The sequence below is a fragment of the Serratia sp. CY47444 genome (assembly GCF_052168635.1).
Classification (GTDB): Bacteria; Pseudomonadota; Gammaproteobacteria; order Enterobacterales; family Enterobacteriaceae; genus Serratia; species Serratia bockelmannii.
In genome coordinates, this window is the sequence record NZ_JBJNMH010000001.1 from 779185 (window position 1) to 803915 (window position 24731).

The window sequence follows — 24731 nt, forward strand, 5'->3', positions numbered from 1 at the left end:
CAGTTTGGATATCGAAAATTATTGTACATTAAGGCTGCTTTTTAATCAGTCTCAACTTCTTTATAGAAGGCCTGAATGCGACAAACTTGGGAAGTACTGTAGCCTGTCGCGTCTGCTGTTTCTCGGATGCTCAGTTTCTTAATCTGTCGGTAGTACAGGACTTTCTGATGTCGTTCCTGATCTGCCTGCTTTCCCCGGTATCTACCCAACGTATGCGCCCGTTCAATTCCCTGCTTTTGCCGTTGGCGGCGACTCAACCAGTCCTTATGTGACATCGCGGCCATCAGGTCGATTAGCATGTTATTGATGGCGGTTATTACTGCACGGGTGATCGGGCCCGCCTGTGGAGGATCTTTCTCTAACAGCGCCTGCCATGAGGTAGGGACATCCAGGCTGACAATCCGTAACTCATGCTGCTCAATCTGCTTTTTCAACGTCATCCAGTCACTGTTGCTGAGACGGGTCAGGCGGTCTATCTGCTCAACCAGCAAAATATCAGTTACCGTTTGGGGGCGGCCAGCACAATCAGCATCCGTCGCTGCAGCGGCGACGGCCGGCGGACGTTAACCGTTGCCACGATGTCACCCCTCTCTCTTATAGATGAGGACATGCAGGCGCAGCCGGTCGGCATCAACACGTTCATCCATTATTGTGCCCGGATAGCCCTGCAGCGCCAGACCGTACCAGAAACTCAGAATGACAGAAGCCTTACCCAACTCTAGGGTGTAACCCATCCCGCCCTGGTTCAGATTGCATTTTTTAATCGCATCTTCTGCTTCCCGGGTCAGCTGCGCATAGCTGAGTGAAAAATTCAGTGCCTGATCCATCCTGCTCGCTCCATCTCACCGCTGGCGCGCACGAAATAAGTGGCGTTAGGATGCCGCACCAGCAGTTTGCCGATATCCAGCCGGCTCTCGACATAGTCCTGCGCCGGGGAGGGAAAACCGCAGGCCACGCGATCGGCAAACAGCGGTAACGTCAGGGGCTCAACTGGTGAAAAAGCATACAACCTTAAAGTACTCAGCATAATCATAACCAAGCTGTATATTTATACAGTAAGGCATAAACAAAACGCGAACGCGTGCCCCCCCCTATCCCCCTGCGGATCGCGCTTTGCCGCGTAATATAATAATTTTCTGAGCGATTTTTTTTTACGCCTGCTAAGTGTTTTACTGCCCCTTGCACACACGTTATCCACCAAAACTGTGGATAACCTGCAGGGCGTGATTCCCTACGCGAGCGGGATCAGAATCCTGTATAATCCCCACACCTGCTAATAAGAATTCATCCCCGTCGGCGCCTCGTCACCGACAGTCACGAGAACGTTATGAACAAGCACCTACTCCTCGCAGAAACCGACGATATCAAACAGGAATGCCTGTCGCGCCACGCGGTCTGGCAGCGCAACGATCTGGCTCAGGCGCAACAGGATTGGCTGGCGGAAGAAGTACCGGTCGCCCTGGTGTACAACGGCATTTCCCACGTGGTGATGATGGCGACGCCGAAAGATCTGGCGGCCTTCGCCATCGGTTTTTCGCTGTCCGAAGGCATTATCGCCTCCTCCGACGACATCTACGACATCCGCCAGCAACCGGCCTGCAACGGCATTGAAGTGCATGTGGAACTCTCGAGCCGCCGCTTTATGCAGCTGAAAGAGAAGCGCCGCAGCCTGGCCGGCCGCACCGGCTGCGGTGTCTGCGGGGTGGAACAGCTGCAGGAGGTTGCTCAGCCCATCGCGCCGCTGCCTTTCACGCAACGTTTCGATTTGGCGCTGCTCGACCGGGCGTTAGCGCAGCTGCAGGAGGTGCAAACGGTAGGAAAACTGACCGGCTGCACCCATGCGGCGGCCTGGATCCAGCCGGACGGCGCGCTCAGCGGCGGATGTGAAGACGTCGGCCGCCACGTGGCGCTCGACAAGCTGCTGGGCTACCGCAGCCAACAGGCGTGGCTGCAGGGTGCGGCGCTGGTGTCGAGCCGCGCCAGCTATGAAATGGTGCAAAAATCCGCCATGTGCGGCGTCGAGATCCTGTTCGCCGTTTCCGCCGCCACCCGCCTGGCGGTGGAAGTGGCCGAACGCAGCAACCTGACGCTGGTGGGCTTCAGCAAACCGGGGCGCGCCACCGTCTATACGCATCCGCAGCGGCTCTGGCAATCGACAACGGCGGCCTAACGCCGCCGGATAAGAATCGACTATTCTCAATAGCAGGACACCAGGAAGCACCCACGTCATGATAATTCGCCCGAATCAGAACTGGTTTTTTCGCCTGTTCGCCTGGCACGGTTCCGTGCTATCAAAGATCACCTTTCGCCTATCGCTGAACGTGCTGATGTCGATAGTGGCGGTGATCAGCTACCAATGGTACGAACAGCTCGGCGTGCATTTAACCATCGCACCGTTCAGCCTGCTGGGCATCGCCATCGCCATTTTTCTCGGCTTTCGCAATAACGCCGGCTACAGCCGCTTTGTCGAAGCGCGCAACCTGTGGGGCTCGCTGCTGATTACCGAGCGCTCCCTGCTGCGCCAGATCAAAAGCCTGCTGCCGGACGAATCGGCGGTGCAGCAAAAGGTTGCCAAGCTGCTGATCGCCTTCAGCTGGAGCCTGAAGCATCAGCTGCGCGGCACCGACCCGACCGCCGATCTGTACCACAATCTCAGCAGCCAAGAGCTGGCCGAGGTGATCGCCAGCCCGATGCCGACCAACCGCATCCTGCTGATGCTGGGCCAGGAGATCGGCAAGCTGCGCCGCCAGGGGCTGCTGAGCGACATCACTTTCGAGCTGCTCGACAACAAGCTGAGCGAACTGTCCCACGCCCTCGGCGGCTGCGAACGGCTCGCCAGCACGCCGGTGCCGTTCGCCTATACCCTGATCCTGCAGCGCACCGTTTACCTGTTCTGCAGCCTGTTGCCTTTTGCCCTGGTGACCGACCTGCATTACATGACACCGTTTGTTTCAGTGTTCATTTCCTATACCTTCTTATCCTGGGACTCACTGGCCGAAGAGCTGGAGGATCCGTTTGGCGTGTCGGCTAACCATCTGCCGTTAAACGCCATCTGCAACACCATCGAGCGCAACCTGCTGGAAATGAACGACCAAAGCCCGCTGCCACCGCCGATGAAACCCGACGAGCACTTTAATTTGATCTGACCTATTTCACCCGAACACACTGGAGCCGAATGCAATGAATGCAAATAACCCTCTGCCGCAAGCCGTATTCACACCGGTGACGCGCCATGCCATCTTCATCGTCGCTACCCTGTCGCCCGTTCCCGCCCATCTGGCGGCGGTGCGCGCCTGGTGCGGCGACATTGCCGCCGTGGTGCGTTCGGTCGGCAAACGCGCGCCGGCAGGCAATCTCACCTGCGTCTGCGGCTTCGGCTCCGAAGCCTGGGATACGCTGTTCGGCGCGCCGCGCCCTCGCCAGCTGCATCCGTTCAGCCCGATCGGCAGCGGGGAGCGCGTCGCCGTCGCCACGCCCGGCGACATCCTGCTGCACATCCGCGCCGATGAAATGGATCTGTGTTTTGAACTGGCCTCTCAGTTGACCGCCAAGCTCGGCGACGCCGTGACGGTGATCGAAGAGGTGCACGGCTTCCGTTATTTCGATCAGCGCGCCATGATCGGCTTCGTCGACGGCACGGAGAACCCGGAGGGGCACGAAGCCTTCGACTACACGGTGATCGGCGACGAAGACGCGGCGTTCAGCGGCGGCAGCTATGTGCTGGTGCAAAAATACCTGCACGACATGCAGGGCTGGAACTCGCTCAGCGTGGAAACGCAGGAGAAGATCATCGGCCGCCATAAGCAGTCCAACATCGAGCTGGATGAAGCGGTCAAACCGTCGTCGTCGCACAGTTCGCTGACCACCATCACCGACGAGCAAGGCAACGAGGTGAAAATTCTGCGTGACAACATGCCGTTCGGCCGCCCCGGCCTGCGCGAATTCGGCACCTACTTTATCGGCTATGCACGCTCCCCGCAGCCGATCGAGCAGATGCTGGAAAACATGTTCATCGGCCGCCCGGCCGGCAACTACGATCGGCTGCTCGATTTCAGCCACGCGGTGACCGGCACCCTGTTCTTCGTGCCTTCCGCCCCGCTGCTGGAAGCGCTGGCCGACCGCAGCGGCGCCGAACTGCACTAACGTCCCTTCGGCGGCAAAGCCTCCCCCCGCGACGTATACTGAATTAACGTTGCGTATTGAGGGGGAGGCACCATGTCGCTCACATTCAAACGTTCGGAAAGGCTCTCCATCGGCACCGAAATAGAGTTACAGCTGGTCGATGCCGAGCACTACGATCTGGCGGATCGGGCCGACCGGGTGGTCAGCGCGGTCGGCGACCGCCGGCGCGTCAAGCATGAGCTCACCCAATCGATGGTGGAGCTGAACAGCTCGGTGCACCGCGATCTCGATGAGCTGCACGCCGAGCTGCGCGCCCTGACCCATACCGTCCGGCGCAGCGCGCAGCGCCTGGGCTGTGACGTCTGCGGCGGTGGCCGGCACCTGAGCAACGACTGGCGCAAGCAGGTCATCAGCGACAGCGCGCGCTACAGGCAGCTGGCCAGCCGTTTTGGCTATCTCTCCAAGCTGGCCTGCGTATTCGGCCAACACATTCACCTCGGCGTCAACGACGGGGACGAGGCGATGTACCTGTGCCATGCGCTGACGCCCTATTTTCCGCAGTTGATCGCGCTCAGCGCCTCGTCGCCGCTGTATCAGGGGGTCGACACGCGCTTTGCCAGTTCCCGCTTCAGCGCCCAGAATTCTTTTCCCAACTACGGGTGCCTGGAACACATCTACAGCTGGCGCGAATTCAACGCTTACTACGAACGGTTGAACGCCGCCGGCGTGATTGAAAGCGTCAAGGATATTTACTGGGATGCACGGCCGAAACCGGAGCTGGGCACGGTGGAGATCCGCATCTGCGATACGCCGCTGCGCCTCGCGCACGCCGTGCTGCTGGTCGGTTACTGCCGTCTGCTGGCCGATTTTCTGTTGCAACGCCGGACGCCGATCGCGCCGGAATACGATGCCTTCACCCACTACAACAAGATCAACGCCTATCGCAGCGGTTTCGCCGCCGAATACGTCGATCCCACGACGCTGCGCCGCCGCAGCCTGACCGCCCACATCCTGCACACCCTCGAGGCGCTGAGCGATTTCGCCGAGCGGCGGGAGGATCGGGCCGTGTTACAGGCCGTCGAGCGCCATGTCCGCCAGGGCATCAGCGATTCGGAGCATATCCGTCAGATGTTGCACAACGGCCTGCCGCAGGCTCAGGTGATCAAACGCCTGTGCGATGAGCTGTTGCAACCGGCAAGTTAAGTTTCGGCTATCGATTCCATACGCCAAAGCCACTGTTCATTATGTGCTCTTTCGCTACAATCGTGAGCACTGACATTCACCGTATCGAGGACACCATGTACAACTTCTCCCGCTATCAGGCAAAAGAACTGGCGCTGGCTTACATGAGCGGCAAAAAACACGATCTGTCGCCGCAGGAGTTTTTGCAACAGCTGAAAAGCAGCGAACGATCGTTTGAGCACCTGCTGAAGCACGGCAGCGAAATGCCGCGTGAAGTGCTGGTTAAAAGTTTCTGAACGGCCGGTTGCCGGCCATTTTCCCTCTACGCCGCCGGTGGCGAGCCTGACAGGCCCGCGCATTCCCGGCCGTTCGTCCCCTTTCCTCACGCCACCGCATTTCGTTCTCACAGGCGAATTCCCTACAAATTCGTATCCAAAGACGAATTATTGACATATTCGTATCCAGGTGCGAATTTATAGTCATCCCTCGGTAAGCAACGGAACACGCTATGTCGACACCAATCAGCGTAATCAGCGGCGATCTGGTCGATTCTCGCCGATCAGATACCGTCAACTACCTCAACGAGCTGCACAGCCTGCTCGATCGGCTGCAGCGCGACGGGCAGCTTCATCAGGTGGAAATCTTTCGCGGCGACGCCTTCCAGGCGCAGGCCGCCCCGGAGGACGGGCTGCTGCTGGCGGTATATATTCGCCTCGCGCTGCGGGCGATGGGCGCCGCGCACTGGGATGCGCGCGTCGCCGTCGGGCTGGGCAGCCAACGGCCCGACGCCGCGGGTTACGGCAGTGCCTTTATCAACTCCGGCAGCGCGCTGGACGCCATGGCGAAAAATTGCCGCCTGGCTCTGAAAACCGACAACGATCGGACAAACGCCATTGTCAGCGATCTGCTGCCGATGTTAGATCATGTGATTGGCCGCCTGTCGCAGACCGAAGCGCGCATCGTCCAGATGAGAATGTTCGCCGACAGCGGCGCCGCCGTGGCGGACCAGCTGCAAAAAGCCGCCTCCACGGTCTCCGCCGCACTGAAACGCGCGGCCTACGAGGAAATCATGCGGTTTATTCACGCCATTAACAGGATCGTCTGACTATGGATCTGACCTATGCGCCTTTGCTGGCCTGGCTGTTGCTCGTCCATCTGCTGGCGGATTTTCCGCTGCAGCCGCTGAGTTGGGTGGAAGATAAAATCCAACATCGCGCGCGTTCGCGTTTTCTGGTATTGCACGCGTTGCTGCACGGGGTGCTGGCCGCCTGGGTGGTGGCCGGGTTCGGCCTGCTGCACGGCGGGCTTTCTTCACTTCAGGTGCTGGTCAGCCTGCTGGTCATCGCCGTCAGCCATTACCTGATCGATTTGCTGAAAGTCACCGTCATGACCCGCCTGAGCCCGGCCCGCAGTTTCCTGCTCGATCAGGGGTTGCATCTGGCGGTGATCACCTTGCTGTGGCTGGGGCTGACGCCGAATGCCGGTGAACTGCTCGCCGCGCTGGGGCAGCAGTTGGGGCGTTGGCAAATTGGCCTGGTGCTGGTGGCCTACAGCCTGATTTATCTGCCGATGAGCCTGCTGATCGGGCAACTACTGGCGCACTGGACGCCGCAAATGCCGCCTTCGGCCAAGGCCGACAACGATTCGCTGCTGCGCGCGGGCAAACAGATTGGCTATCTGGAGAGAACGCTGATCCTGACCTTCGTGCTGCTGGGGCAAATTCCGGCGATCGGTTTTTTGCTGGCGGCCAAATCTATCTTTCGTTTCGGCGATCTGCGCCAGAGCGACGATAAGATGCGCACCGAGTATGTGCTGCTCGGCACGCTGTTTTCCTTCACGCTGACCATCATGCTCGGCCTGCTGGTCAACAAACTGCTGTAGTAGTGCAGGGGCGAAGAATTTCGCCCCCGAAGTGAACGCCGAGGCGGCTTACAGCCACTCGCCGAAGCGGCGGATGTAGAAACGCTTCATCAACTGCGCGACCACGCAGTAGCTGACCAGCGTAGCGGCCAACCACGGGAAGTATTCCCACGGCAGCGGCTGCAGGCCAACCAGGGCGCCGAGCGGCGAGAACGGAATGTAGATGCCGAGCGCCATCACCAACCCGGTGGTCAGCAACACCGGCAGCGCCGCGGTGCTCTGAATGAACGGGATCTTCTGGGTGCGCAGCATATGCACCACCAGCGTTTGCGACAGCAGCCCCTCAATGAACCAGCCGGACTGGAACAGCGCCTGGTGTTCCACGCTGTTGGCGGCAAATACGTACCACATCAGCGCATACGTCGTGATATCGAAGATTGACGAGGTCGGCCCAATCCACAGCATAAAGCGCCCGATGTTTTTGGAGTCCCACTTGCGCGGCTTGCGCAGGAACTCTTTGTCCATCTTGTCCCACGGCAGCGACAGCTGAGAAATGTCGTACATCAGGTTTTGAATCAACAGGTGGATCGCCAGCATCGGCAGGAACGGGATGAAGGCGCTGGCCACCAGTACCGAGAACACGTTGCCGAAGTTGGAACTGGCGGTCATGTTCAGGTACTTGATGATATTGCCGAAGGTCTCGCGCCCTTTGATCACCCCCTCTTCCAGCACCATCAGGTTCTTTTCCAACAGGATGATATCCGCCGATTCCTTGGCGATGTCGGTGCCGGTGTCGACTGAAATGCCGACGTCAGCATCGCGCAGCGCCGGCGCATCGTTGATGCCGTCGCCGAGGAAACCGACGGTATGGCCGTTGCTCTGCAACATTTTCAGCACCCGCGATTTCTGCAGCGGCGTCAGCTTGGTGAAGACCGTGCGCTGTTCAACTTCGCGCGCCAGTTCTTCGTCATCCATCTGTTCAATCTGCAGCCCGGAGAGCGGCTCGCCCGGCTCCAGGCCGACATCGCGGCAAATCTTACAGGTGATCACCGGGTTGTCGCCGGTCAGCACCTTCACCGTCACGCCGTTTTCCTGCAGCGCGGCGATCGCCTGCTGCGCGCTCTCCTTCGGCGGGTCGAGGAAGGTCAGCAGCCCTTGCACCACCATGTCGCGCTCGTCGGCCACGCTTAGCGGTTCGGCCGGGCGCTGCGCATCCAACTCACGCGTCGCCAGCACCAGCACGCGGAAACCGTCTTCGTTGTACTCGCGGGCCAGCGCCTGCAACGCCGCACGGCGCGCGTCGTCCAGCTCCAGCATCTTGTCGCCTTCACGCACGTGGGTGGCGATCTCCAGCATCTCCTCCACCGCGCCCTTACAGATCAGCTGCTGCTTGCCATTCTCATCCGCCACCACGATCGACAGACGGCGGCGCACGAAATCGAACGGCAACTCATCCACCTTGCTGAAACGCCCCAGGGCTTCAATCCCCGGTTTGCCGCGCCCGAAACGGATCACCGCCTGATCCATCAGGTTCTTCATGCCGCTCTGATGGAAGCTGTTCAGCCAGGCCAGGTGCAACACTTCGTTATCCCTGGCGCCAGTGACGTCGATGTGGTGCTCGAGAATGATGCGGTCCTGGGTCAGCGTGCCGGTCTTGTCGGTGCAGAGCACGTCCATAGCACCGAAGTTCTGAATGGCGTTCAGACGCTTCACCACCACCTTGCGACGCGACATGGCGATCGCCCCTTTCGCCAGATTGGAGCTGACGATCATCGGCAGCATTTCCGGCGTCAGGCCGACCGCCACCGCCAGCGCGAACAGCGCCGCCTCGCTCCAGTCACCTTTGGTGAAACCGTTGATCAGCAACACCACCGGCACCATCACCAGCATGAAGCGAATCAACAGCCAGCTGACGCTGTTCACCCCGCGATCGAACGCGGTTTGCGCCCGCGAACCAACGATTGACTTGGCCAACGAGCCGAAGTAGGTGCGCCCGCCGGTCGCCACCACCACCGCCGTAGCGGTGCCGCTGGCGACGTTGGTGCCCATCAGGCAGATGTTGGAGAGCTCAAGCAGCGCGTTCTCGCTGGACACTTCCCCTTCGCTCGACTTCTGCGCCACGTTGCCCATGGCATCGTATTTCTCGATAGGGATCGCTTCGCCGGTCAAAATCGCCTGGCTGATGAACAGATCGCGCGAGACGATAAGACGCACGTCGGCCGGCACCATGTCACCGGCGGAGAGCTGGATGATATCCCCCGGCACCAGTTCGCGGATCGGCACTTCCAGCGTCAGCGGATGCGCGCTGTAGCTGCTGCGGCGCAGCACCGTGGCGGTGGTGCGCACCATCGACTTCAGCGCTTCCGCCGCTTTGTTGGTGCGATATTCTTGCCAAAAACGCAGCAGCCCGCTCAGCGTGACCATGGTCAGGATGATAATAACGCCGGTGAGTTCAGTTTCTTCACCGCTCTGGCGCGGCAGCCAATAATCGGTAAAGAAACTGATCGCAGCCAGCACCATCAGCACAAAGATAAACGGGTTGTTGAAAGCCTTGATCAGCTGAATCAAGGCATGCGGCGCCTTGTCGTGGGCGACCTGGTTGGCGCCGAACTGTTCCAGCCGCTCATCGGCGTCGTCCTGGGTCAACCCGTTGCGGTTGCACTTCAGGTTCGCCAGCGTTTGGGCGATGCTGTTGGTCGCCTCTTGCGCAATGGCGTAGGTCACCGCGTCTTTATCACGGCGACGCGTTCTTTCATTAATCTGAGTCATAACGCTATTCTCTTATTTTCGTTCTGCGCACAGGGATATCCCGCCCGATAAACAGGTGACTCTGCGCAGCTTGGAATTTTTTATTAGCGTGACTAAATGGCGGAATTATCCTGTCAGCCACGCTGGAATCATTTTCCTTCCGGGGTCATCGTCCATAACGCCTCCTTAATGCTCCGCGTTATTCAGGCGAGCCCGAATAACCTGAGCATATAATCAAGTTAATAAATATTTATATAATTAATCAGACCGGTAATTCGGACGCGACGCGCCAGCGAACGGCACTCACGCTTTTCTCCAGGCTGACGCGGCAGACAATACCCTCAATTTCTTTTTGCGCGGCCGGCGTGGCGGTAATTTCCGCGCACACTTCCAATTGCCCCGGGCTGGAGATATCGGCGCTGCGCAAGGATTGCAGCCGCAAGGCCACGCCGTTCAGCGCCTGCAGAATCAGGGTGCGCACCAGAATTTCGTCCTGCTCGCCGCAGGTCACCTGAATGCGATAGCACAGTTCCAGATCGGTTGCCTGCTGGTGCGGCTGCAGATTGATACGCTGCGCGGCTTCGCGCAGCAGGATATTGGCGCACAGGATCACCAGCGTAGCAACCACCGCATCCCAATGCTGGCCCAGGCCGCACAGGACGCCGATCCCCGCCGAACACCACAGCGTAGCGGCGGTGTTAAGGCCGCGAATGTTCAGCCCTTCACGCATGATAACGCCGGCGCCGAGGAAACCGATACCGGATACGATCTGCGCAGCCACCCGGCCGGCGCTGGCCGGATCGGTGGACATGGAGCTGAGAATAAAGACCGCCGCACCGGTCGCCACCAGCGCATTGGTGCGCAGGCCGGCCATGCGTTGGCGCCACTGGCGCTCGGCGCCAATGACCGCACCCAGGCACATCGCCAGCAATAAATTTAAAACGAAAGGAGTCATAGCCATGACTGTCCCCTTAATTAACCGCAGGAGATAAAATCATGTGCTGTTTAGCACACGCGAAAGCGCGCTGAAAATAAATCAGCGAATCAGCGTGTCGTGCCTGGAGGGAAAAGGCTGTGGCTGCAAAATACCATAATAACGTCCAACTCGATTCACCTGAAACCGTCAGGCATCAGGAAACGTTTATTACTCGGGTATGCACAGCTCAGAAATAACTGGAGAGGGGTGCTGCCCGCCGATAACGGCAAGCAACAAATCAGAAGAGAATTGGTCAGCTTGCCTTATTTGTTTTATTACAACTACAACTGTCCAATTGGGTTTCTCCACCGAAATTTTGGCTGAGTATAGTGACGTCGGATAATGAAGTAAAGGCTAATTTATTAAACGAAAAATAAACTGGAATACGGCGATTATATTTCGATGTCACAAATAGAAGGTGCCAACATTGGGCACCAACGCCGCCTTCCGGCCGCTGCATCAGGCTCTGTGGGACAAAGCGTTGTTGGACTTCCGCTGGCTCGATCGGGACGGCTGGGTGCAGCAGACGACCTTCAGCGACGGTTCGACGCTGGCCGCCAACTTTACGCGCAGCCTTTCACTGTCATCGCGGCCCACAGCCTGCGCGCCAAACTGGCCGACGGCCGCACATTCGACGTTACGCCTTAGCAAGGTCGCCGGCGGTGGGCTACGCTAGGCTATATTTCCGACAACCCGTAAGGAGTGGCCGATGACGCCTCTGATCCACACTCTGCTCGACGAGATTTGGCAAAGCCTGGGACAGCGTCCCGCCCCTACCGACCGGTTAACCGTTAGCGGCGTCGGCGCATTGCCTTCGGCTTTTCCCGTCACAGAATTGGCGACCGCCGCCTGGAGCGCCGCCGGTTTGGCCTGCGCCGAGTTGCTTCGCTGCGAGGCCGCCGACGCGCCGCAGGTCTGGATAGATCAACGCCTGGCCTCGCTCTGGTTTGGCTGGACGCTGCGGCCGCTGGGATGGACGCTGCCTGCGACCTGGGACGCACTGGCCGGCGACTACGCGACGGCGGATGGCTGGATACGTCTGCATACCAATGCGCCGCACCATCGGCGAGCGGTGGAACAGGTGCTGGGTTCGGCATCGGATAAAGGCACGCTGGCGGAACGTGTGCTGGACTGGAAAAAAAGCGAGCTGGAGGAAGCCGTGATCGAGGCCGGCGGCTGCGCGGCCCAAATGCGCTCGGCGGCCGCGTGGCGACAACATATTCAAGGCAAAAGCGTAGCGCTCGAACCGCTTATCCACGCCTCGCTGCAGCCGGAAGCGCCACCGCCGGGCTGGGCGCTACCCGTCGCCCGGCCGCTGCACGGCGTGCGGGTGCTGGATCTGACGCGCATTCTCGCCGGGCCGATCGCCACCCGTTTTCTTGCCGGTTTGGGCGCCGACGTGCTGCGCATCGATCCCTACGGCTGGGATGAACCCGGCGTCGAGCACGAGGTGATGCTGGGCAAGCGCAGCGCACGCCTCAACCTGACCAATGCGCGCGATCGCCATACGTTTGAACATCTGCTGAAAAACACCGACGTGCTCGTGCACGGCTACCGTGCCGGTGCGTTGGAGAAATTGGGCTATGGCGCGGAGGAAAGACGCGCGCTGGCGCCGGGCCTGATCGACGTCTGCCTGAATGCCTACGGCTGGAGCGGGCCGTGGCGGACCCGGCGCGGTTTCGACAGCCTGGTACAGATGAGCTGCGGGTTGGCGGAGGCGGGTATGGTTTGGCGCAGCGCCAGTTTGCCGGTGCCGCTGCCGGTACAGGCTCTGGATCACGCCACCGGCTATTTGATGGCGGCAGCGGTGCTGACCGGTATGACACAGCGCCTGAGCCGCGGTACCGGCTACCACGCGCGGCTGTCGCTGGCGCGCACGGCGCAACTGCTGCTAGCGCACCCCTGTTCGGCAGATTATCGACCGGAACCGCTGGCACCGGCCGGCCCCGCCGACGAGAACCCGGAAACAGAACTGACTTACTGGGGGGCCGCGCAACGCCTGCGCGCCCCGTTAAGCCTGCAGGGTACGGCGCTGCAATGGGCGCTGCCGGCGACTACGCTCGGCACCTCGCAACCGGAATGGCTACGCCGCTAAATCGCCGCCAACTGTCGCTGAAGCCACTGCAGCAAGCGGGTAACCGCCGGCGTCAACCCGGCGGTCTGCGGCCACACCAGGTAAACGTCGTCATCGCTCAGACGACGGGGCGCGGCCAACGCCACCAGTCTCCCCGCGTCAAGCGCATCCTGCACCAGCAGCTTTTTCGCCAACGCGATGCCAAACCCTTGCTCCGCCGCGCGAATCAACAATCCGGCATCGTTGAATAACGCCTGTTGTCGCCCGCATAACGGCCGCCCCTGCGCGTTGAACCAGTCGCGCCAAGGACTGACGTCGTGCTCGAGCAACGGAATATCGCCACCGTTCTCGAACGCCGCCCTCCATTCTCGCGCCATATCCGGCGAAGCGACCGGCAGCACGTCACCCGACGCGATGCGCTGCGCCTGCAGCCCCGTCCATTGACCGCTGCCGATACGGATCGCCGCATCGAACCCTCGCTGCGACAGATCCTGCAGCGCCAGCGACGCATCAATATCCAGCGCAATATCGGCGCAGGCCTCATGAAAAGCAGGCAGACGCGGCAACAGCCAATAATGGGCAAAAGACGGCAACACGCTGATACGCAGCGTCTGGCTTGTCGCCGCACGCCGGGCGCGGGCGACGCCCTGCAGCAGTGCCTGCAGCGCCGGCTCTACCGCCGCCAACAACTCTCGCCCGGCGGCATTCAGGCGTACACCGCGCCCGCGCCGTTCAAACAGCGGATAGCCGACCGCCTGCTCCAGCAACTGAATTTGCTGGCTGACCGCGCCGTGCGTCAAATGCACCTGTTGCGCCGCAGCGCGCAAATTTTCCAACCTGGCGGCGATCGCAAAGGTCGGCAAGACATGCAAGGGAATGCGTTCATTCATCATTGGTTAACCAGGCTATCCAAAAAGGTTATTTTTCATCGATTTTGAGCGGCAGGCAAATGTTCTATGTTTACCCCATCATCCCTGACGCTTTCGGAGCCACCATGCACCCACGTTTACAACAGGACCTCGCGCAGTTTCCGCAGATCCTCGACCACACCCGCCAGTTGGCGGAGGATTTCCTGGCCGGGCTGCAGCAACGCTCGGTCTGCCCACCGCTCGAGCATCAGCAGCTGCAACCGGGCGACGATCGGTTGGAGGAAAACGGCGAAGGCGCCCTGGCAGCGCTGGAGCGCTTTTGGCAACGTTATCAGGCCGGCATTTCCGCCAGCGCCGGCCCGCGTTATTTCGGCTTCGTCACCGGTGGCGGCACCCCGGCGGCGGTCGCAGCGGACTGGCTGGTTAGCGTGACAGACCAAAATAGCCTGCTCAGCCATGATACCATTGCAGCCACGATCGAGCTGGCGGCCGTGACGCAGTTGAAATCCCTGCTGGGCCTGCCGGAAACGTTCAGCGGCAGCCTGGTCAGCGGCGCGACCATGGCCAATTTCACCGGGTTGGCCATTGGCCGGCAGTGGTTGGGACAACAGCAAGGCGTGGATATCGCCCAACAAGGCCTGGCGGCGCTGGGCCCCATCCGGGTATTGGCGGCCAATCCGCATTCCAGCAGCGTGAAGGCGCTCAGCATGCTCGGCATCGGCCGCGAGGCGTTGACGATCGTCGCCAGCCTGCCGGAGTCTGAAGCCATGGATATGGAAGCGCTGGCGCGGCAGCTCGCCGCCGGGGCTGGCCAGCCAACGTTGGTACTGGCCAGCGCCGGTACGGTCAACACTGTCGCTTTCGACGATCTGCCGCAGCTGCTGGCGCTGCGGGAGCGTTATCCATTTTGGCTGCATGTCGATGCGGCATTCGGCGGCGTGGCGGCCTGCTCACCGCTATACGCCTCAAAGCTCGAGGGCTGGCAGCATGCCGATTCCATCACCGTCGATGCGCATAAATGGCTGAATGTGCCTTATGACAGCGCGATCCAATTTACCCGCCATTTGGATCTGCAAATGCAGGTATTTCAGAACCATTCGGCTTACCTGGAAGCACCGACGCTGCGGCCAGACAACTATCTGCATCTGACGCCAGAAAATTCGCGCCGCTTCCGCGCCTTGCCGCTTTGGCTGACGCTGAAAGCCTATGGCCGCAGCGGTATACGAGATATCGTCGAGCGCAACGTCGAACTGGCGCAGGCGCTGGGGGCGGCGTTAGCGGCCGATGACGGTTTCCATCTGCTGGCGCCGGTGAATTTGAACGTGGTGTGCTTCGCCCTCAGTCATCCACAGGGTGAGAGCGAAGCGGCGCGCGATCGCTTTCTCGAACGCCTTAGCCGGCATGGCGTGGTGCGTTGCACCCCTACGCGTTACAACGGCCAGCCGGGGATCCGCGCCGCGCTGGTCAACTGGATGACAGAGGAACAGGACATCCGCTTGACGTTGGACTCGCTGCGCCATTGCCTGGCGGAAACGGCCTAACACGCGCGGCGATTACCCGCGTTGGAAGGCCTGCAAACGACGTTCTTGCCGCCCGTCTTCGCTGATGTTATCCGGCGACAGCCAGGCGGCAAACGCCGCGTATCGTGCCGGCCATTCTCCATCAACGATCGACAGCCAGTCGGTGTCGCGCGAGCGTCCTTTAACAACGACGGCCTGGCGGAACGTGCCTTCATAGCGGAAACCCAAGCGCTCGGCGGCCTGGCGTGAAGGCAGATTGAGGCTATCGCATTTCCATTCGCAGCGCCGGTAGCCAAGATCGTCGAAAAGATGCCGCAGCATCAAGAAAATCGCCTCGCTGCCCAGCGCACTGCGCTTCATCAGCGGCGACCAGTTGATGGTGCCCAGTTCGGCCACGCCGTTGCCAGGATCGATGCGTAAAAAAGCGCAGGTTCCCACGGCGTGCCCGTTCGTCTGATCGATCACCACCATCGTGTTTCTGTCTGCGCTGGACACCTGCGCCTGAAGATAACGCTGGAAATCTGCGTGCGACTGCGGCCGTTCCCAAAACAGATAGGTCCAGTCACGATCGTCCTCAGCGGTTTGGTAAGCCTGATAAAGCGCATCCCCCCAGCGCGCGAGGTTAAGCGGTTCGAGGCGGCAAAACCGCCCTTGCAGCGGCGTGTGCCCGGGTATGCCTGCCGGCTGCCAATGAGGAAGGGCCTCACCTATCGGCTGCCCATACTGATTCTGTCTCACCGCGACATCCTGTTTTTGAAAGGTGGAGAGGCAAGTTAAAACCAACGCGGGCCAGAGACAACTCCGACCTGCCCCCCACCCCGCTGGCGCGAGCAACAGGATGATAGTTTAGAAAAACAACTCAATCACCGGTAAATATTCACCAAAATTATTTCAAGCGAAATAAATATCCAGATAACCCATTGTAAAACGGTGATTTATAGCAACAATTAAGCTACACATTTCAGCTATGACGTTAACTTTTGTTGGTTGTTATGATAAAAAAAGAAGTGATTATCATTAGCAGTCTAGGGGGCAAAAGATTCAACATAATGATTTTTATGATTAAAAAGACAAAACAATCAAGAGAACACTTTTTGAGCGCTCAAGAATCGCACTGGAAAACTTCAAAAAACCAACACATGAATTTTTTTTAAGACTTTTCCTAGCAAACTAAAATTTTGTTTCGTGACATGATGAACAGAATCTCGGCAAGCAATGCCAGCAAGCACGGGTGCCAAGCGCAAATCAGGTAGCTCGCGTCGACTCCGAGCGAGCAGCAAATCTCTCTGACTTAAGCCAAACTTATAGATTCATGTGATTAATAAGTTTAGTATGAAAATATCATTGAGTGCCGTCGTGTTTATTGATAGAACACTCGCTACACTGAATTATTGCTCCATTTTTGCCTTTCGGCTTTTTAGGCTTTTTCTCATATTACCGCAGTAAAACGGATTTAAGTGGGGGTGCGATATGCCAACGATCATCATGGATTCATGTAGCTATACCAGATTGGGATTAACCGACTATCTGACTTCGCATGGCGTGAAAAAACGCCATATTAATGCCATCGAGGATATTGACAGCCTGCATGAAAAATGCAGCAAGTTGAATCCGAGCCTGGTGTTTATTAACGAGGACTGCTTCATCCACGAAGCAAACGCCACTGAGCGAATAAAACGGGTGATTTCACTGCACCCGGATACGTTATTCTTCATCTTCATGGCTATTACCAACGTACATTTCGACGATTATTTATATGTTCGCAAGAACGTCATCATATCGTCAAAATCCATCAAACCAGAGACTATGAATCAGCTACTTAGTCACTATCTCGAGAGAACGTCCCTACGGGCGGAGAAATCCTCTCTGGACCAAACGCCGGTAACGCTGAGCCAGACCGAATCGAACATGTTACGCATGTGGATGTCCGGTCAAGGCACCATCCAGATATCAGACCAGATGCAAATAAAGGCCAAAACGGTCTCTTCCCACAAGGGAAACATCAAGCGGAAAATAAAAACGCACAACAAGCAGATCATTTATCACGTTGTTCGTTTGACCGATACATTGACCAGTGGAATATTCGTCAATAGCCGCTGAACCACAGAGAACGCCCCCGCTCTGTTTTACCAGCCGTTAAATACCCGGTGATAATGTCATCTGGATAGCAGCCGCTGGAACCACAAAAAAATACCTGCTGCGTTATCCCCCGCTAGCGCAACGGGTATTTTTTTGCCGCCGATAAAAAAAATCTTACCGCAATGAAATAATCTCAAAATGGACAATTTCATTAGCAAATTAATGAGATTAACCTAAGTTACTGCCCGTGCTCGCGGCAGGGCTCCACAAACGTGCCGTCACGGCTGTCGATTTCATTAAAAAACCATACGCCCGCCGGGTAGTCGTCAAGAGAAACCAGATACATGGTGCCTTCGTTGAACACCTCTACGGCCAAAATCACGCCTTCACGCCGCGGGCCTCCGTCTGTTTTTACCGTCACTCGATCGTTAACCTGCATACCCTTCCCCATTATTTGCGATTGCCGTCAGTGTATTACAAAAGCGAGGGCGATGGACACCACTCCAGCCCTGCCGGCCTCTGCTATCAGCGTAGCAGCCGCCTGGATTTTCACTTTCTTAACGGTTTGGCCGCAGAATCTTAAGCCGGTCTCGCGTAGCCTGTCTTCAGGCGTTTCCCCCCCAGAGAAGCGCTCGCAAATGAAGTAACAAGGAACTTTTGCCCGCAGACTTGCGGGCTTTTTTTACGCGCTGCCAAATTGCAGGCATAAAAAAACCCGCCGCAGCGGGTTCTTTTCAATCAGCGGTAGACGCCAATTAGATAGCGGTAACGTTAGCCGCAGATGGACCTTTCGCACCGTTCTCGATAGAGAACTGTACGTTCTGGCCTTCAGCCAGGGTCTTGAAGCCTTGATCCTGGATAGCAGAGAAGTGTACGAATACGTCTTTGCTGCCGTCTGCTGGGGTGATGAAACCAAAACCTTTAGCTTCGTTGAACCACTTCACTTGACCTTTGATCATGTTGGACATGTCTAATTTCCTTCAATAATAATGTTAGCCGCCATGGGCGAGATAGCCGGTCATCAGTTACTTATGGAGGCACTGGAAAGGAAATTCGTCAGAGAAGGGCTATCCGGGATAACGCTTTAAATTTGAACTACTTTACTCAAAATGTCGTGCATAAATAGGTCTGTACCACAGGCCGACATCATTAACTCATGAGCGAGCGGCAATAGCAACCTTTTTCGCCGTGATGGGGCGTGAATCTCGGCTAAACGCACAGGATTTGACCCTGTCGGTCGATAGAATCACCGCCTGGCCCCCCGTAACAGCCAAGGTAAATGATAGTAATTCTCGTTCTGCTGTTTTATAGTTGCCTACAGAAATCATTCAGGGAGATTCATCATGCCGAGATGGCTTACCTTACCAACTGCCAGTGCCGCCGCCCTGCTGGCCTTTGCCGCTTACAGCGCTCCGCAGAGTGCACTGGAGCTGAATTATCAAGCTCCAGAACCCAGCGTGACTCCCGCTCCCAAGCCGACAGCACCGTCAGGGCCAGCCCCTAAGGCGGCGAAACTGCCGATTACCTGGGCAGAGGCACGCGACAAGAACGGCTTTCGCGTCGATATCGAATGCGATCATCCGGGCTGCAGCAAACCGCGCACCAAACCTTATCCCGCGTATGAAGGCCCGGTGAAGAAAACCGATCGCCGCCGCCAATCCGATCCTTACTCCACCAACCAGGATCCCGATTACAACATCCAGTTGGGCTATGAGTGGTAGCGCCGCTTTCGGAGTAATACCTATATCAGCCGCCCTCGCTGCTGCATAGAATAGCGCCAGTTCACCACTCCTCCTGGTGTTGAACACAACAAGCTGTGTTGCAAATCTTTATGCGCCTCCCTATAGGCGCTTTTTTTTTGCTCCTCCCTCATGCCAGTTTCCCGATTACAGATTGCTCTCATTGCCCCGTAAAGTGATGAATGTCACAAATACGCCTCCTTGCCATTCTTATTCGGAGGTGATGTTCATGGCCACAGGATCCCTTGCCCTCTTGGCTGTCTTAGCCAGCATTGCGGGCTATTCGCTCTATAAGCATTTCAAATCTCAGAAAAAAAGCACATTCGTTCGCCCGCACGATCGGTAATCGATAACGCATTTTCACCGCGAAGGCGCGGCACGCCGCACGCCGCACCTTCGTGGACCGTCATGTTTTCATCACAAAATTGTCACACTATGGCCATATGATGATTCGCGATTATCCGCTCTGGCTTAACACCAAGGATTTCGCCCATGACCATAATTAAAGCTGCAAACCATCAGGAAGCAGAAAAGCTCATCCGCGCCGGCACAGCCAAGAAAATCGAACTGGCCTACGATATCGGCAGCGATGACTTCTTCCAGCTTGCCAGCCTGTGGTGCGATAAAGGCGCCAAGATCTCCAAAGGGAAAGAACATTTTATCGTCTCGTTGAAAGGCTTCCGCATCCCCCCTAACGATTGATATCCAGCCGCCCATCGCGGCGGCGTCCTCTCCTCCTCGCAAAACCGCTCTATTCGACCACGCGCACCTCCTTCGATTTCGCTAAGCTAACAGCAGACTTTATTGCGGGCGTTCAGCCTGATAACCACGTCCGCCACGATGAGGAGAGTGACCATGTCAACAAATGCAGCGCAGCCCGGCACGATGAAAGCGATTGAGATTAGCCAACCGGGCGCCCCCGAGGTTCTGGTTGTCACCGAACGCCCGGTACCCGAGCCACAGGCGGGCGAACTGCTGGTGAAAATCGCCGCCGCTGGCGTTAACCGCCCCGACGTGCTGCAGCGCCAGGGGAACTATGCGCCACCGCCCGGCGCCTCGGATATCCCCGGCCTGGAAATTGCCGGCGAAGTGGTGGCCATCGGTGAAGGCGTGACCCACTTCGCGCTCGGCGATCGGGTTTGCGCCCTTATCGCCGGGGGGGGCTATGCGGAATACTGCACCGTGCATGAAAGCAATGCGCTACCGGTACCGGCGGGTCTGAGCCTGACCGAGGCCGCCGCACTGCCGGAAACCTTCTTTACCGTCTGGGTCAACGTGTTCCAGCGCGGTCATCTCAAAGCCGGCGAAACCGTGTTGATCCATGGTGGCACCTCCGGTATCGGCACGGTCGCCACCATGTTGGCGAAGGCCTTCTGCGCCCAGGTGATCACCACCGTCGGATCCGAAGAGAAACGTCAGGCCAGCCTGGCGCTGGGCGCCGACGTGGCGATTAATTACCGCAGCGAAGACTTTGTCGCACGCACCAAAGACGCCACCAACGGCAAAGGCGCCGACGTCATCGTCGACCTGATCGCCGGCGATTATGTCGCCAAAAACTATCAGGCTGCGGCGATGGAAGGCCGCATCGTGCAAATCGGCACGCAAAACGGCGTGGTAAAAGAGCTCAATCTGATGCCGCTGCTGTTGAAACGCCTGACCCATACCGGGTCGACGCTGCGCTCGCGCAGCGTGGCGGACAAAGCACTGATTGCCGCCGAGCTGCGCGAGAAGGTTTGGCCGCTGCTGGAGCGCGGCGTGCTGAAACCGCAAATTTTTAAAACCTTCCCGCTTGAGCAGGCCGCCGCCGCGCATACGCTGATGGAGTCCAGCGAGCACATCGGCAAGATCATGCTGACGTTCTGAGGCCATTCCCCGCAGCCTGTGCTGCGGGGAAACCGATGCCACGCTCAGGGAATGATGCGGCGGCGGCGGAACTCCTCGAACAGCGAGAAAAACATGGCTTCGGTTTCGACAAACTGATGGAAACCGAAACGCCGCGCCTTGCTGCCATCCGCGAACATGTCATAGTCCCAGGAAAAGACGAAGTCGGCGAAACGCCAGCCGGCCACCGCGCGATAGTCCGGTTCGGTCAATTGGTGCCGTTGCACCAGCTCTCGCCACAGCGGCGCTTTGTCCGCCATCGTGCTCTCCAGCGGCATCGGCAGCGGCGGCGCGCATTCCAGCCCGAAGTAAGCGGCGATTTTCGGCCACATCTCGCTCCAGCGAAAGAGATCGCCGTTGTTGATATTAAACGCCTGATTGGCCGCCGCCGGCTCGGTCGCCGCCCAAAGCGTGGCGCGCGCCAACAGCCCGGCGTCGGTCATTTCCAGCAGACTGTGGTAAGCGCCTGGCTTACCGGGAAAGCGCAGCGGCAACCCGAGCGCTTTACTGATTGAGGCATAAACCGCGATGCTCAACGCCAGGTTCATCGGATTGCCAAGAGAGAAGCCCCCCACCACGCTCGGACGAATGGCGCTCCAACGCCATCGCTTGCCTGCCTGGCACAGCGCCAGATACTGCTGCTGCGCCACGTTAAACTCCGGCGGCATATGCCCGGCGTCGCTTTCGCGCGCCGGCGTTTTAAACGGCCCCAAATGCGCGCCGTACACCTTATAGCCCTGCATCAGGCTGATATGCTCCAACGCCGGCGCGACCGGCTCCAGCCCCTCGACGACGTGTTGCAACATCTGCAGATTGGGCGCCACCAGCCCCGCCCAGTCCGGCGCATCCTGATAGGCGGCATAGAAAACGTGGCTAATCGCGCTCAGCGGCCGCAGCGCGTCCCGCGTCGCCGCCGCATCCAGCAGATCAACCTGAAGGTGGCGCACCCCAGATGCCGGTTCGCCCCCCCGGCGCGAGACGCCCACCACTTGCCAACCTTGATCAATCAGCTCCTCAATCAATCGGCGCCCAATCACGCCATTGGCGCCGATCACCAATGCCTGTCGCTTTGCATTCATCTTGCCACTCCTCAGGTTATCGATACCCTGAGTGTTATTGATTAGTAATACTTGCGGTAGAAGAGGATTTTCACTAACACTTATAAGAAAAATCTATAGGCAAGATCGACATGGATAAGCTGAACGCAATGAAAACCTTTATGCGAGTGGCCGAACTGGGCAGCCTGTCGGCCGCCGCTCGCGATCTGCGTTTGACGCAGCCGGCGGTCAGTCAGCAAATCGCCGGCCTGGAGCAGCAACTGGGGGCCCAGCTGCTGTTTCGCAGCACCCGGGCGGTCACGCTGACCGATGCCGGCAGCGGTTATTATCAGCGCCTCAAACCGATTCTGGCGGCGGTCGACGAAGCGGAAGACGCACTGCACGACCAGCACCACCAGTTGCAGGGCAATCTGCGCATCCACGCCCCTACCGGATTCGGGCAGTTGCACGTCACACCGCTGGCCATCGCTTTCCAGCAACGTCATCCGAACCTCGCCATCGAACTGCTGCTGGACGATCGTCGCGCCGACGTGATCGGCGAAGGCATCGACGTGGCGCTGCGCTTCGGTGAACTCCATGCGCCCGGCATGGTGGCGAAACGTTTGGGCGAGCTGCAACGCCTGCTGGTGGCATCGCCGGCCTATCTGGACAAGCATGGCACGCCCCGTTCGCCGGCGGAGTTGGCGAAACATGCGCACATTCGTTATAGCGGTTTGAACGACGGCGATACGCTCACTCTGTTCGGGCCGCACGGCCCCGAGATGGTTGCTCTGCGGCCCACGTTCCGCGCCAACAATACGCTATCGCTGCTGGCCGCCATCGAGGCTGGAGTGGGTATCGGCGGCGCCCAACGGCCTTTAATCGCCGAGCAGCTGGCGACGGGGGCGCTGGTGCCCGTTTTGCCGGAATACCGCTACCCGCCCATGGCGCTGCACGCGGTCTATCCCGCCTTACGATTTATTCCGGAGAAAGTGCGCGCCTGGGTGGCGCATCTGCAGCAAGCGTTGACGGCGATCGAGGGAATTAGCGGAGTGAATGCTCCCGGCCAGATGCCGGGAGCCTAATCATTATTTGAACAGTTTGCCGACCATGTCGCCCAGTTCGTTGCTGTCTTGCTGCACTTCACCATTTGGCGAGGCGGCATCCGCGACCGTTGGCAAGAACTGTGCAATGGTGCTGGAGGCTTGTGCAGGATCGATACCCAGCTTTTCAGCCAGTTGGTTGATCGCATCGCTACCCAACGCCTGCTGCACATGATCGCCGGTAATCTGCTGATTTTCGCCATTGCCGAGCCAGGAACCGACGATATCGCCGAACTGCCCCTGACGGAATTTGTCCAAAATGGCCTGTAGGCCGCCTTGTTGCTCAACCCACTGCATAATGGCGATGTAGTCGATGCCTTTACCGTTGGCGCCGCCGCCCAGAATGTTACCCAATACGCTATCGAACAGCCCCATGATATTCCCCTTTCAGCCGGTACGGCCCGCGCCGCACCGCCGGATTGATTTCACGAAAAAGGGCCGCCGCGGCGACCCTGTTGAGCAACGGCTGCTTAGCCTTTGATCTTCCTGTAGACAAAAAGCACCACCAGGGCACCGATTACCGCCACCACAAAGCTGCCCAGGTTAAAACCGTCAACGCGGCCCATACCGAAGAAGGTGCTGATATAGCCGCCGACGACGGCGCCCACGATCCCCAATATAACGGTCACAATAAAGCCGCCGCCGTCTTTGCCCGGCATAATCCACTTGGCCAGGATACCGGCGATTAAACCAAAAATGATCCAGGAAATGATGCCCATCTTTACTCTCCCTATTACCTTTTGCCTAACAGAAATCCTATTACCAGGCCCACGACGGCGCCGGCGCCTATCCCCGCCCAAGGGTTATCCTTAAGGCAGGCACATGATTGCTCGAGCGCCGCTTTTACACCGCTGCGCACTTCGCAGGCGGTGGCTTTCACGTAGTCGCTCGGTTGCTCAACACCGTTTAGTTCGTCATTTTCATATGACATGTCAAATCCTTACAGACCAACCCTCTGAGAATCTCGTCACATGTTTCGCGCCAGGCGCCGTCCGCTCCGCGATCTTGCTCTGGGCAACCTGCCCGCTGCCGCTCAATGCAGAGGCGTACGCCGACAAACGCACAACTTCACACTATGACTATAGTAAAAAATCAGCGGTTTACCCATTTCCGTCCGTCTGAATTTCACCGTACAAAAAACGATCTAACTTCATCCTACCGTCATCTCGAGAGGCTAAACTTTAAACAAATCCTCATGGAGGAAACATCCATGTTCAATGCCCCCTTTGTCCTGATTCTCGCGCTACTGTACGCACTGGCCGCCGTTTGGGACGGTTCCGTCGCGTTACTGTTTCATTAAGGTTACATAGCAGTTGTCACTTTTGCGATGCGCTTAATTGTGTCTTTATTTTTCAATTGCACCAGCCGGTTGAAATAGCGGAAAATATCTTCCCTTCCCTCGGTAAAAATCCTATCTCACTCCATTTTTCGCCTGCGCTTAAATAAAGTGAAAAAAAAGCATTAATGGAAAATCCTATTTAGCACGAAATGTTCTACTATTCGCCTTATAAAAATTTGGGTTAAGGTCCCATTGGGAAAGA

At 58.1% G+C, this 24731-nt stretch carries 26 protein-coding genes and 2 pseudogenes; 15 read left to right on the plus strand and 13 right to left on the minus strand.

What is annotated here, in order from left to right; all coding sequences use genetic code 11:
• Window positions 1-41: 41 nt before the first annotated feature.
• From ACJ8IL_RS03520 to ACJ8IL_RS03530, 3 genes and pseudogenes are all read right to left on the minus strand, one after another.
• Window positions 42-497: pseudogene (locus ACJ8IL_RS03520) on the minus strand (recombinase family protein); the annotation flags it as partial.
• A gap of 84 nt (window positions 498-581) precedes the next feature.
• Window positions 582-827, minus strand: coding sequence for a hypothetical protein (locus ACJ8IL_RS03525; protein WP_025303333.1), 246 nt, complete (start codon window positions 825-827; stop codon window positions 582-584).
• 14 nt (window positions 828-841) lie between these two features.
• Window positions 842-1033 (minus strand): annotated as a pseudogene (locus ACJ8IL_RS03530) (DNA polymerase V); the annotation flags it as partial.
• Window positions 1034-1327: 294 nt separating this feature from the next.
• On the opposite strand from ACJ8IL_RS03530, the gene fdhD reads away from it, so the two are divergent.
• The 7 genes from fdhD (at window position 1328) to ACJ8IL_RS03565 (ending at window position 7185) form a co-directional block, all read left to right on the plus strand.
• Window positions 1328-2170 carry a formate dehydrogenase accessory sulfurtransferase FdhD gene (gene fdhD, locus ACJ8IL_RS03535; RefSeq protein ID WP_197835026.1) on the plus strand — a complete coding sequence of 281 codons (843 nt, stop codon included), beginning with the start codon at window positions 1328-1330 and terminating at the stop codon, window positions 2168-2170.
• Window positions 2171-2228: 58 nt separating this feature from the next.
• A complete protein-coding gene (locus ACJ8IL_RS03540) occupies window positions 2229-3146 on the plus strand; it encodes a bestrophin family protein (RefSeq protein ID WP_025303337.1) in 918 nt (305 codons plus the stop codon).
• Between the two features lie 34 nt (window positions 3147-3180).
• Entirely contained in the window at window positions 3181-4143 is a 963-nt protein-coding gene (locus tag ACJ8IL_RS03545) for a Dyp-type peroxidase (RefSeq protein ID WP_025303338.1), read from the plus strand.
• A 72-nt stretch (window positions 4144-4215) separates the two neighbouring features.
• Window positions 4216-5325, plus strand: a complete 1110-nt coding sequence (locus ACJ8IL_RS03550) for a YbdK family carboxylate-amine ligase (protein WP_193402914.1) — start codon at window positions 4216-4218, stop codon at window positions 5323-5325.
• Between the two features lie 95 nt (window positions 5326-5420).
• A complete protein-coding gene (locus ACJ8IL_RS03555; protein WP_019453520.1) occupies window positions 5421-5600 on the plus strand; it encodes a hypothetical protein in 180 nt (59 codons plus the stop codon).
• A gap of 212 nt (window positions 5601-5812) precedes the next feature.
• Complete coding sequence (locus tag ACJ8IL_RS03560; RefSeq protein ID WP_025303343.1) at window positions 5813-6409, plus strand: hypothetical protein; 597 nt, start codon at window positions 5813-5815, stop codon at window positions 6407-6409.
• Between the two features lie 2 nt (window positions 6410-6411).
• Window positions 6412-7185, plus strand: a complete 774-nt coding sequence (locus ACJ8IL_RS03565; protein ID WP_025303344.1) for a DUF3307 domain-containing protein — start codon at window positions 6412-6414, stop codon at window positions 7183-7185.
• Window positions 7186-7233: 48 nt separating this feature from the next.
• Here the strand turns inward: ACJ8IL_RS03565 and mgtA are convergent, their stop codons facing one another.
• Both mgtA and ACJ8IL_RS03575 read right to left on the minus strand, forming a co-directional pair.
• Complete coding sequence (gene mgtA, locus ACJ8IL_RS03570; protein ID WP_197769103.1) at window positions 7234-9933, minus strand: magnesium-translocating P-type ATPase; 2700 nt, start codon at window positions 9931-9933, stop codon at window positions 7234-7236.
• Between the two features lie 241 nt (window positions 9934-10174).
• Entirely contained in the window at window positions 10175-10873 is a 699-nt protein-coding gene (locus ACJ8IL_RS03575) for an MgtC family protein (RefSeq protein WP_025303346.1), read from the minus strand.
• A 433-nt stretch (window positions 10874-11306) separates the two neighbouring features.
• Here ACJ8IL_RS03575 and ACJ8IL_RS03580 point away from each other — a divergent pair, with 433 nt between their 5' ends.
• The gene (locus tag ACJ8IL_RS03580; RefSeq protein ID WP_261427173.1) at window positions 11307-11564 is read left to right on the plus strand and encodes a glycoside hydrolase; all 258 of its coding nucleotides are present in this window, start codon (window positions 11307-11309) and stop codon (window positions 11562-11564) included.
• Window positions 11565-11597: 33 nt separating this feature from the next.
• A complete protein-coding gene (locus ACJ8IL_RS03585) occupies window positions 11598-12983 on the plus strand; it encodes a CoA transferase (protein WP_442516346.1) in 1386 nt (461 codons plus the stop codon).
• Here ACJ8IL_RS03585 and ACJ8IL_RS03590 read toward each other — a convergent pair.
• Window positions 12980-13855 carry a LysR substrate-binding domain-containing protein gene (locus ACJ8IL_RS03590; protein ID WP_164099744.1) on the minus strand — a complete coding sequence of 292 codons (876 nt, stop codon included), beginning with the start codon at window positions 13853-13855 and terminating at the stop codon, window positions 12980-12982. The two genes, ACJ8IL_RS03585 and ACJ8IL_RS03590, sit on opposite strands and share 4 nt — an antisense overlap.
• Before the next feature lie 101 nt (window positions 13856-13956).
• On the opposite strand from ACJ8IL_RS03590, the gene ACJ8IL_RS03595 reads away from it, so the two are divergent.
• Window positions 13957-15372: a pyridoxal phosphate-dependent decarboxylase family protein gene (locus tag ACJ8IL_RS03595; RefSeq protein ID WP_049296076.1), complete on the plus strand. Its 1416-nt coding sequence runs from the start codon at window positions 13957-13959 to the stop codon at window positions 15370-15372.
• A gap of 12 nt (window positions 15373-15384) precedes the next feature.
• Here ACJ8IL_RS03595 and ACJ8IL_RS03600 read toward each other — a convergent pair whose 3' ends face one another.
• Complete coding sequence (locus tag ACJ8IL_RS03600) at window positions 15385-16026, minus strand: GNAT family N-acetyltransferase (RefSeq protein ID WP_080352506.1); 642 nt, start codon at window positions 16024-16026, stop codon at window positions 15385-15387.
• 795 nt (window positions 16027-16821) lie between these two features.
• Here ACJ8IL_RS03600 and rcsA point away from each other — a divergent pair.
• Window positions 16822-17451 carry a transcriptional regulator RcsA gene (gene rcsA, locus ACJ8IL_RS03605; protein WP_033635078.1) on the plus strand — a complete coding sequence of 210 codons (630 nt, stop codon included), beginning with the start codon at window positions 16822-16824 and terminating at the stop codon, window positions 17449-17451.
• A 217-nt stretch (window positions 17452-17668) separates the two neighbouring features.
• Here the strand turns inward: rcsA and dsrB are convergent, their stop codons facing one another.
• Window positions 17669-17869, minus strand: coding sequence for a protein DsrB (dsrB, locus tag ACJ8IL_RS03610; protein ID WP_004935117.1), 201 nt, complete (start codon window positions 17867-17869; stop codon window positions 17669-17671).
• Window positions 17870-18185: 316 nt separating this feature from the next.
• On the minus strand, window positions 18186-18398 hold the full coding sequence (gene cspE, locus ACJ8IL_RS03615; protein ID WP_004935122.1) for a transcription antiterminator/RNA stability regulator CspE: 213 nt from the start codon (window positions 18396-18398) through the stop codon (window positions 18186-18188).
• 375 nt (window positions 18399-18773) lie between these two features.
• On the opposite strand from cspE, the gene ACJ8IL_RS03620 reads away from it, so the two are divergent.
• The 3 genes from ACJ8IL_RS03620 (at window position 18774) to ACJ8IL_RS03630 (ending at window position 21032) form a co-directional block, all read left to right on the plus strand.
• Complete coding sequence (locus ACJ8IL_RS03620; RefSeq protein WP_442516347.1) at window positions 18774-19151, plus strand: hypothetical protein; 378 nt, start codon at window positions 18774-18776, stop codon at window positions 19149-19151.
• A 510-nt stretch (window positions 19152-19661) separates the two neighbouring features.
• A complete protein-coding gene (locus ACJ8IL_RS03625) occupies window positions 19662-19871 on the plus strand; it encodes a hypothetical protein (protein ID WP_004935132.1) in 210 nt (69 codons plus the stop codon).
• A 153-nt stretch (window positions 19872-20024) separates the two neighbouring features.
• Entirely contained in the window at window positions 20025-21032 is a 1008-nt protein-coding gene (locus ACJ8IL_RS03630; RefSeq protein WP_043140545.1) for an NAD(P)H-quinone oxidoreductase, read from the plus strand.
• Window positions 21033-21076: 44 nt separating this feature from the next.
• Here ACJ8IL_RS03630 and ACJ8IL_RS03635 read toward each other — a convergent pair whose 3' ends face one another.
• Entirely contained in the window at window positions 21077-22129 is a 1053-nt protein-coding gene (locus ACJ8IL_RS03635; protein ID WP_060433450.1) for an SDR family oxidoreductase, read from the minus strand.
• Window positions 22130-22239: 110 nt separating this feature from the next.
• On the opposite strand from ACJ8IL_RS03635, the gene ACJ8IL_RS03640 reads away from it, so the two are divergent.
• Window positions 22240-23172, plus strand: a complete 933-nt coding sequence (locus ACJ8IL_RS03640) for a LysR family transcriptional regulator (protein ID WP_043140541.1) — start codon at window positions 22240-22242, stop codon at window positions 23170-23172.
• Between the two features lie 3 nt (window positions 23173-23175).
• On the opposite strand, the gene ACJ8IL_RS03645 is transcribed toward ACJ8IL_RS03640, so the two are convergent.
• From ACJ8IL_RS03645 to ACJ8IL_RS03655, 3 genes are all read right to left on the minus strand, one after another.
• Window positions 23176-23565 carry a YidB family protein gene (locus tag ACJ8IL_RS03645; protein WP_025303356.1) on the minus strand — a complete coding sequence of 130 codons (390 nt, stop codon included), beginning with the start codon at window positions 23563-23565 and terminating at the stop codon, window positions 23176-23178.
• Between the two features lie 95 nt (window positions 23566-23660).
• On the minus strand, window positions 23661-23909 hold the full coding sequence (locus tag ACJ8IL_RS03650; protein WP_004935146.1) for a GlsB/YeaQ/YmgE family stress response membrane protein: 249 nt from the start codon (window positions 23907-23909) through the stop codon (window positions 23661-23663).
• A 14-nt stretch (window positions 23910-23923) separates the two neighbouring features.
• Entirely contained in the window at window positions 23924-24121 is a 198-nt protein-coding gene (locus ACJ8IL_RS03655; RefSeq protein ID WP_025303357.1) for a glycine zipper domain-containing protein, read from the minus strand.
• Between the last annotated feature and the right edge of the window lie 610 nt (window positions 24122-24731).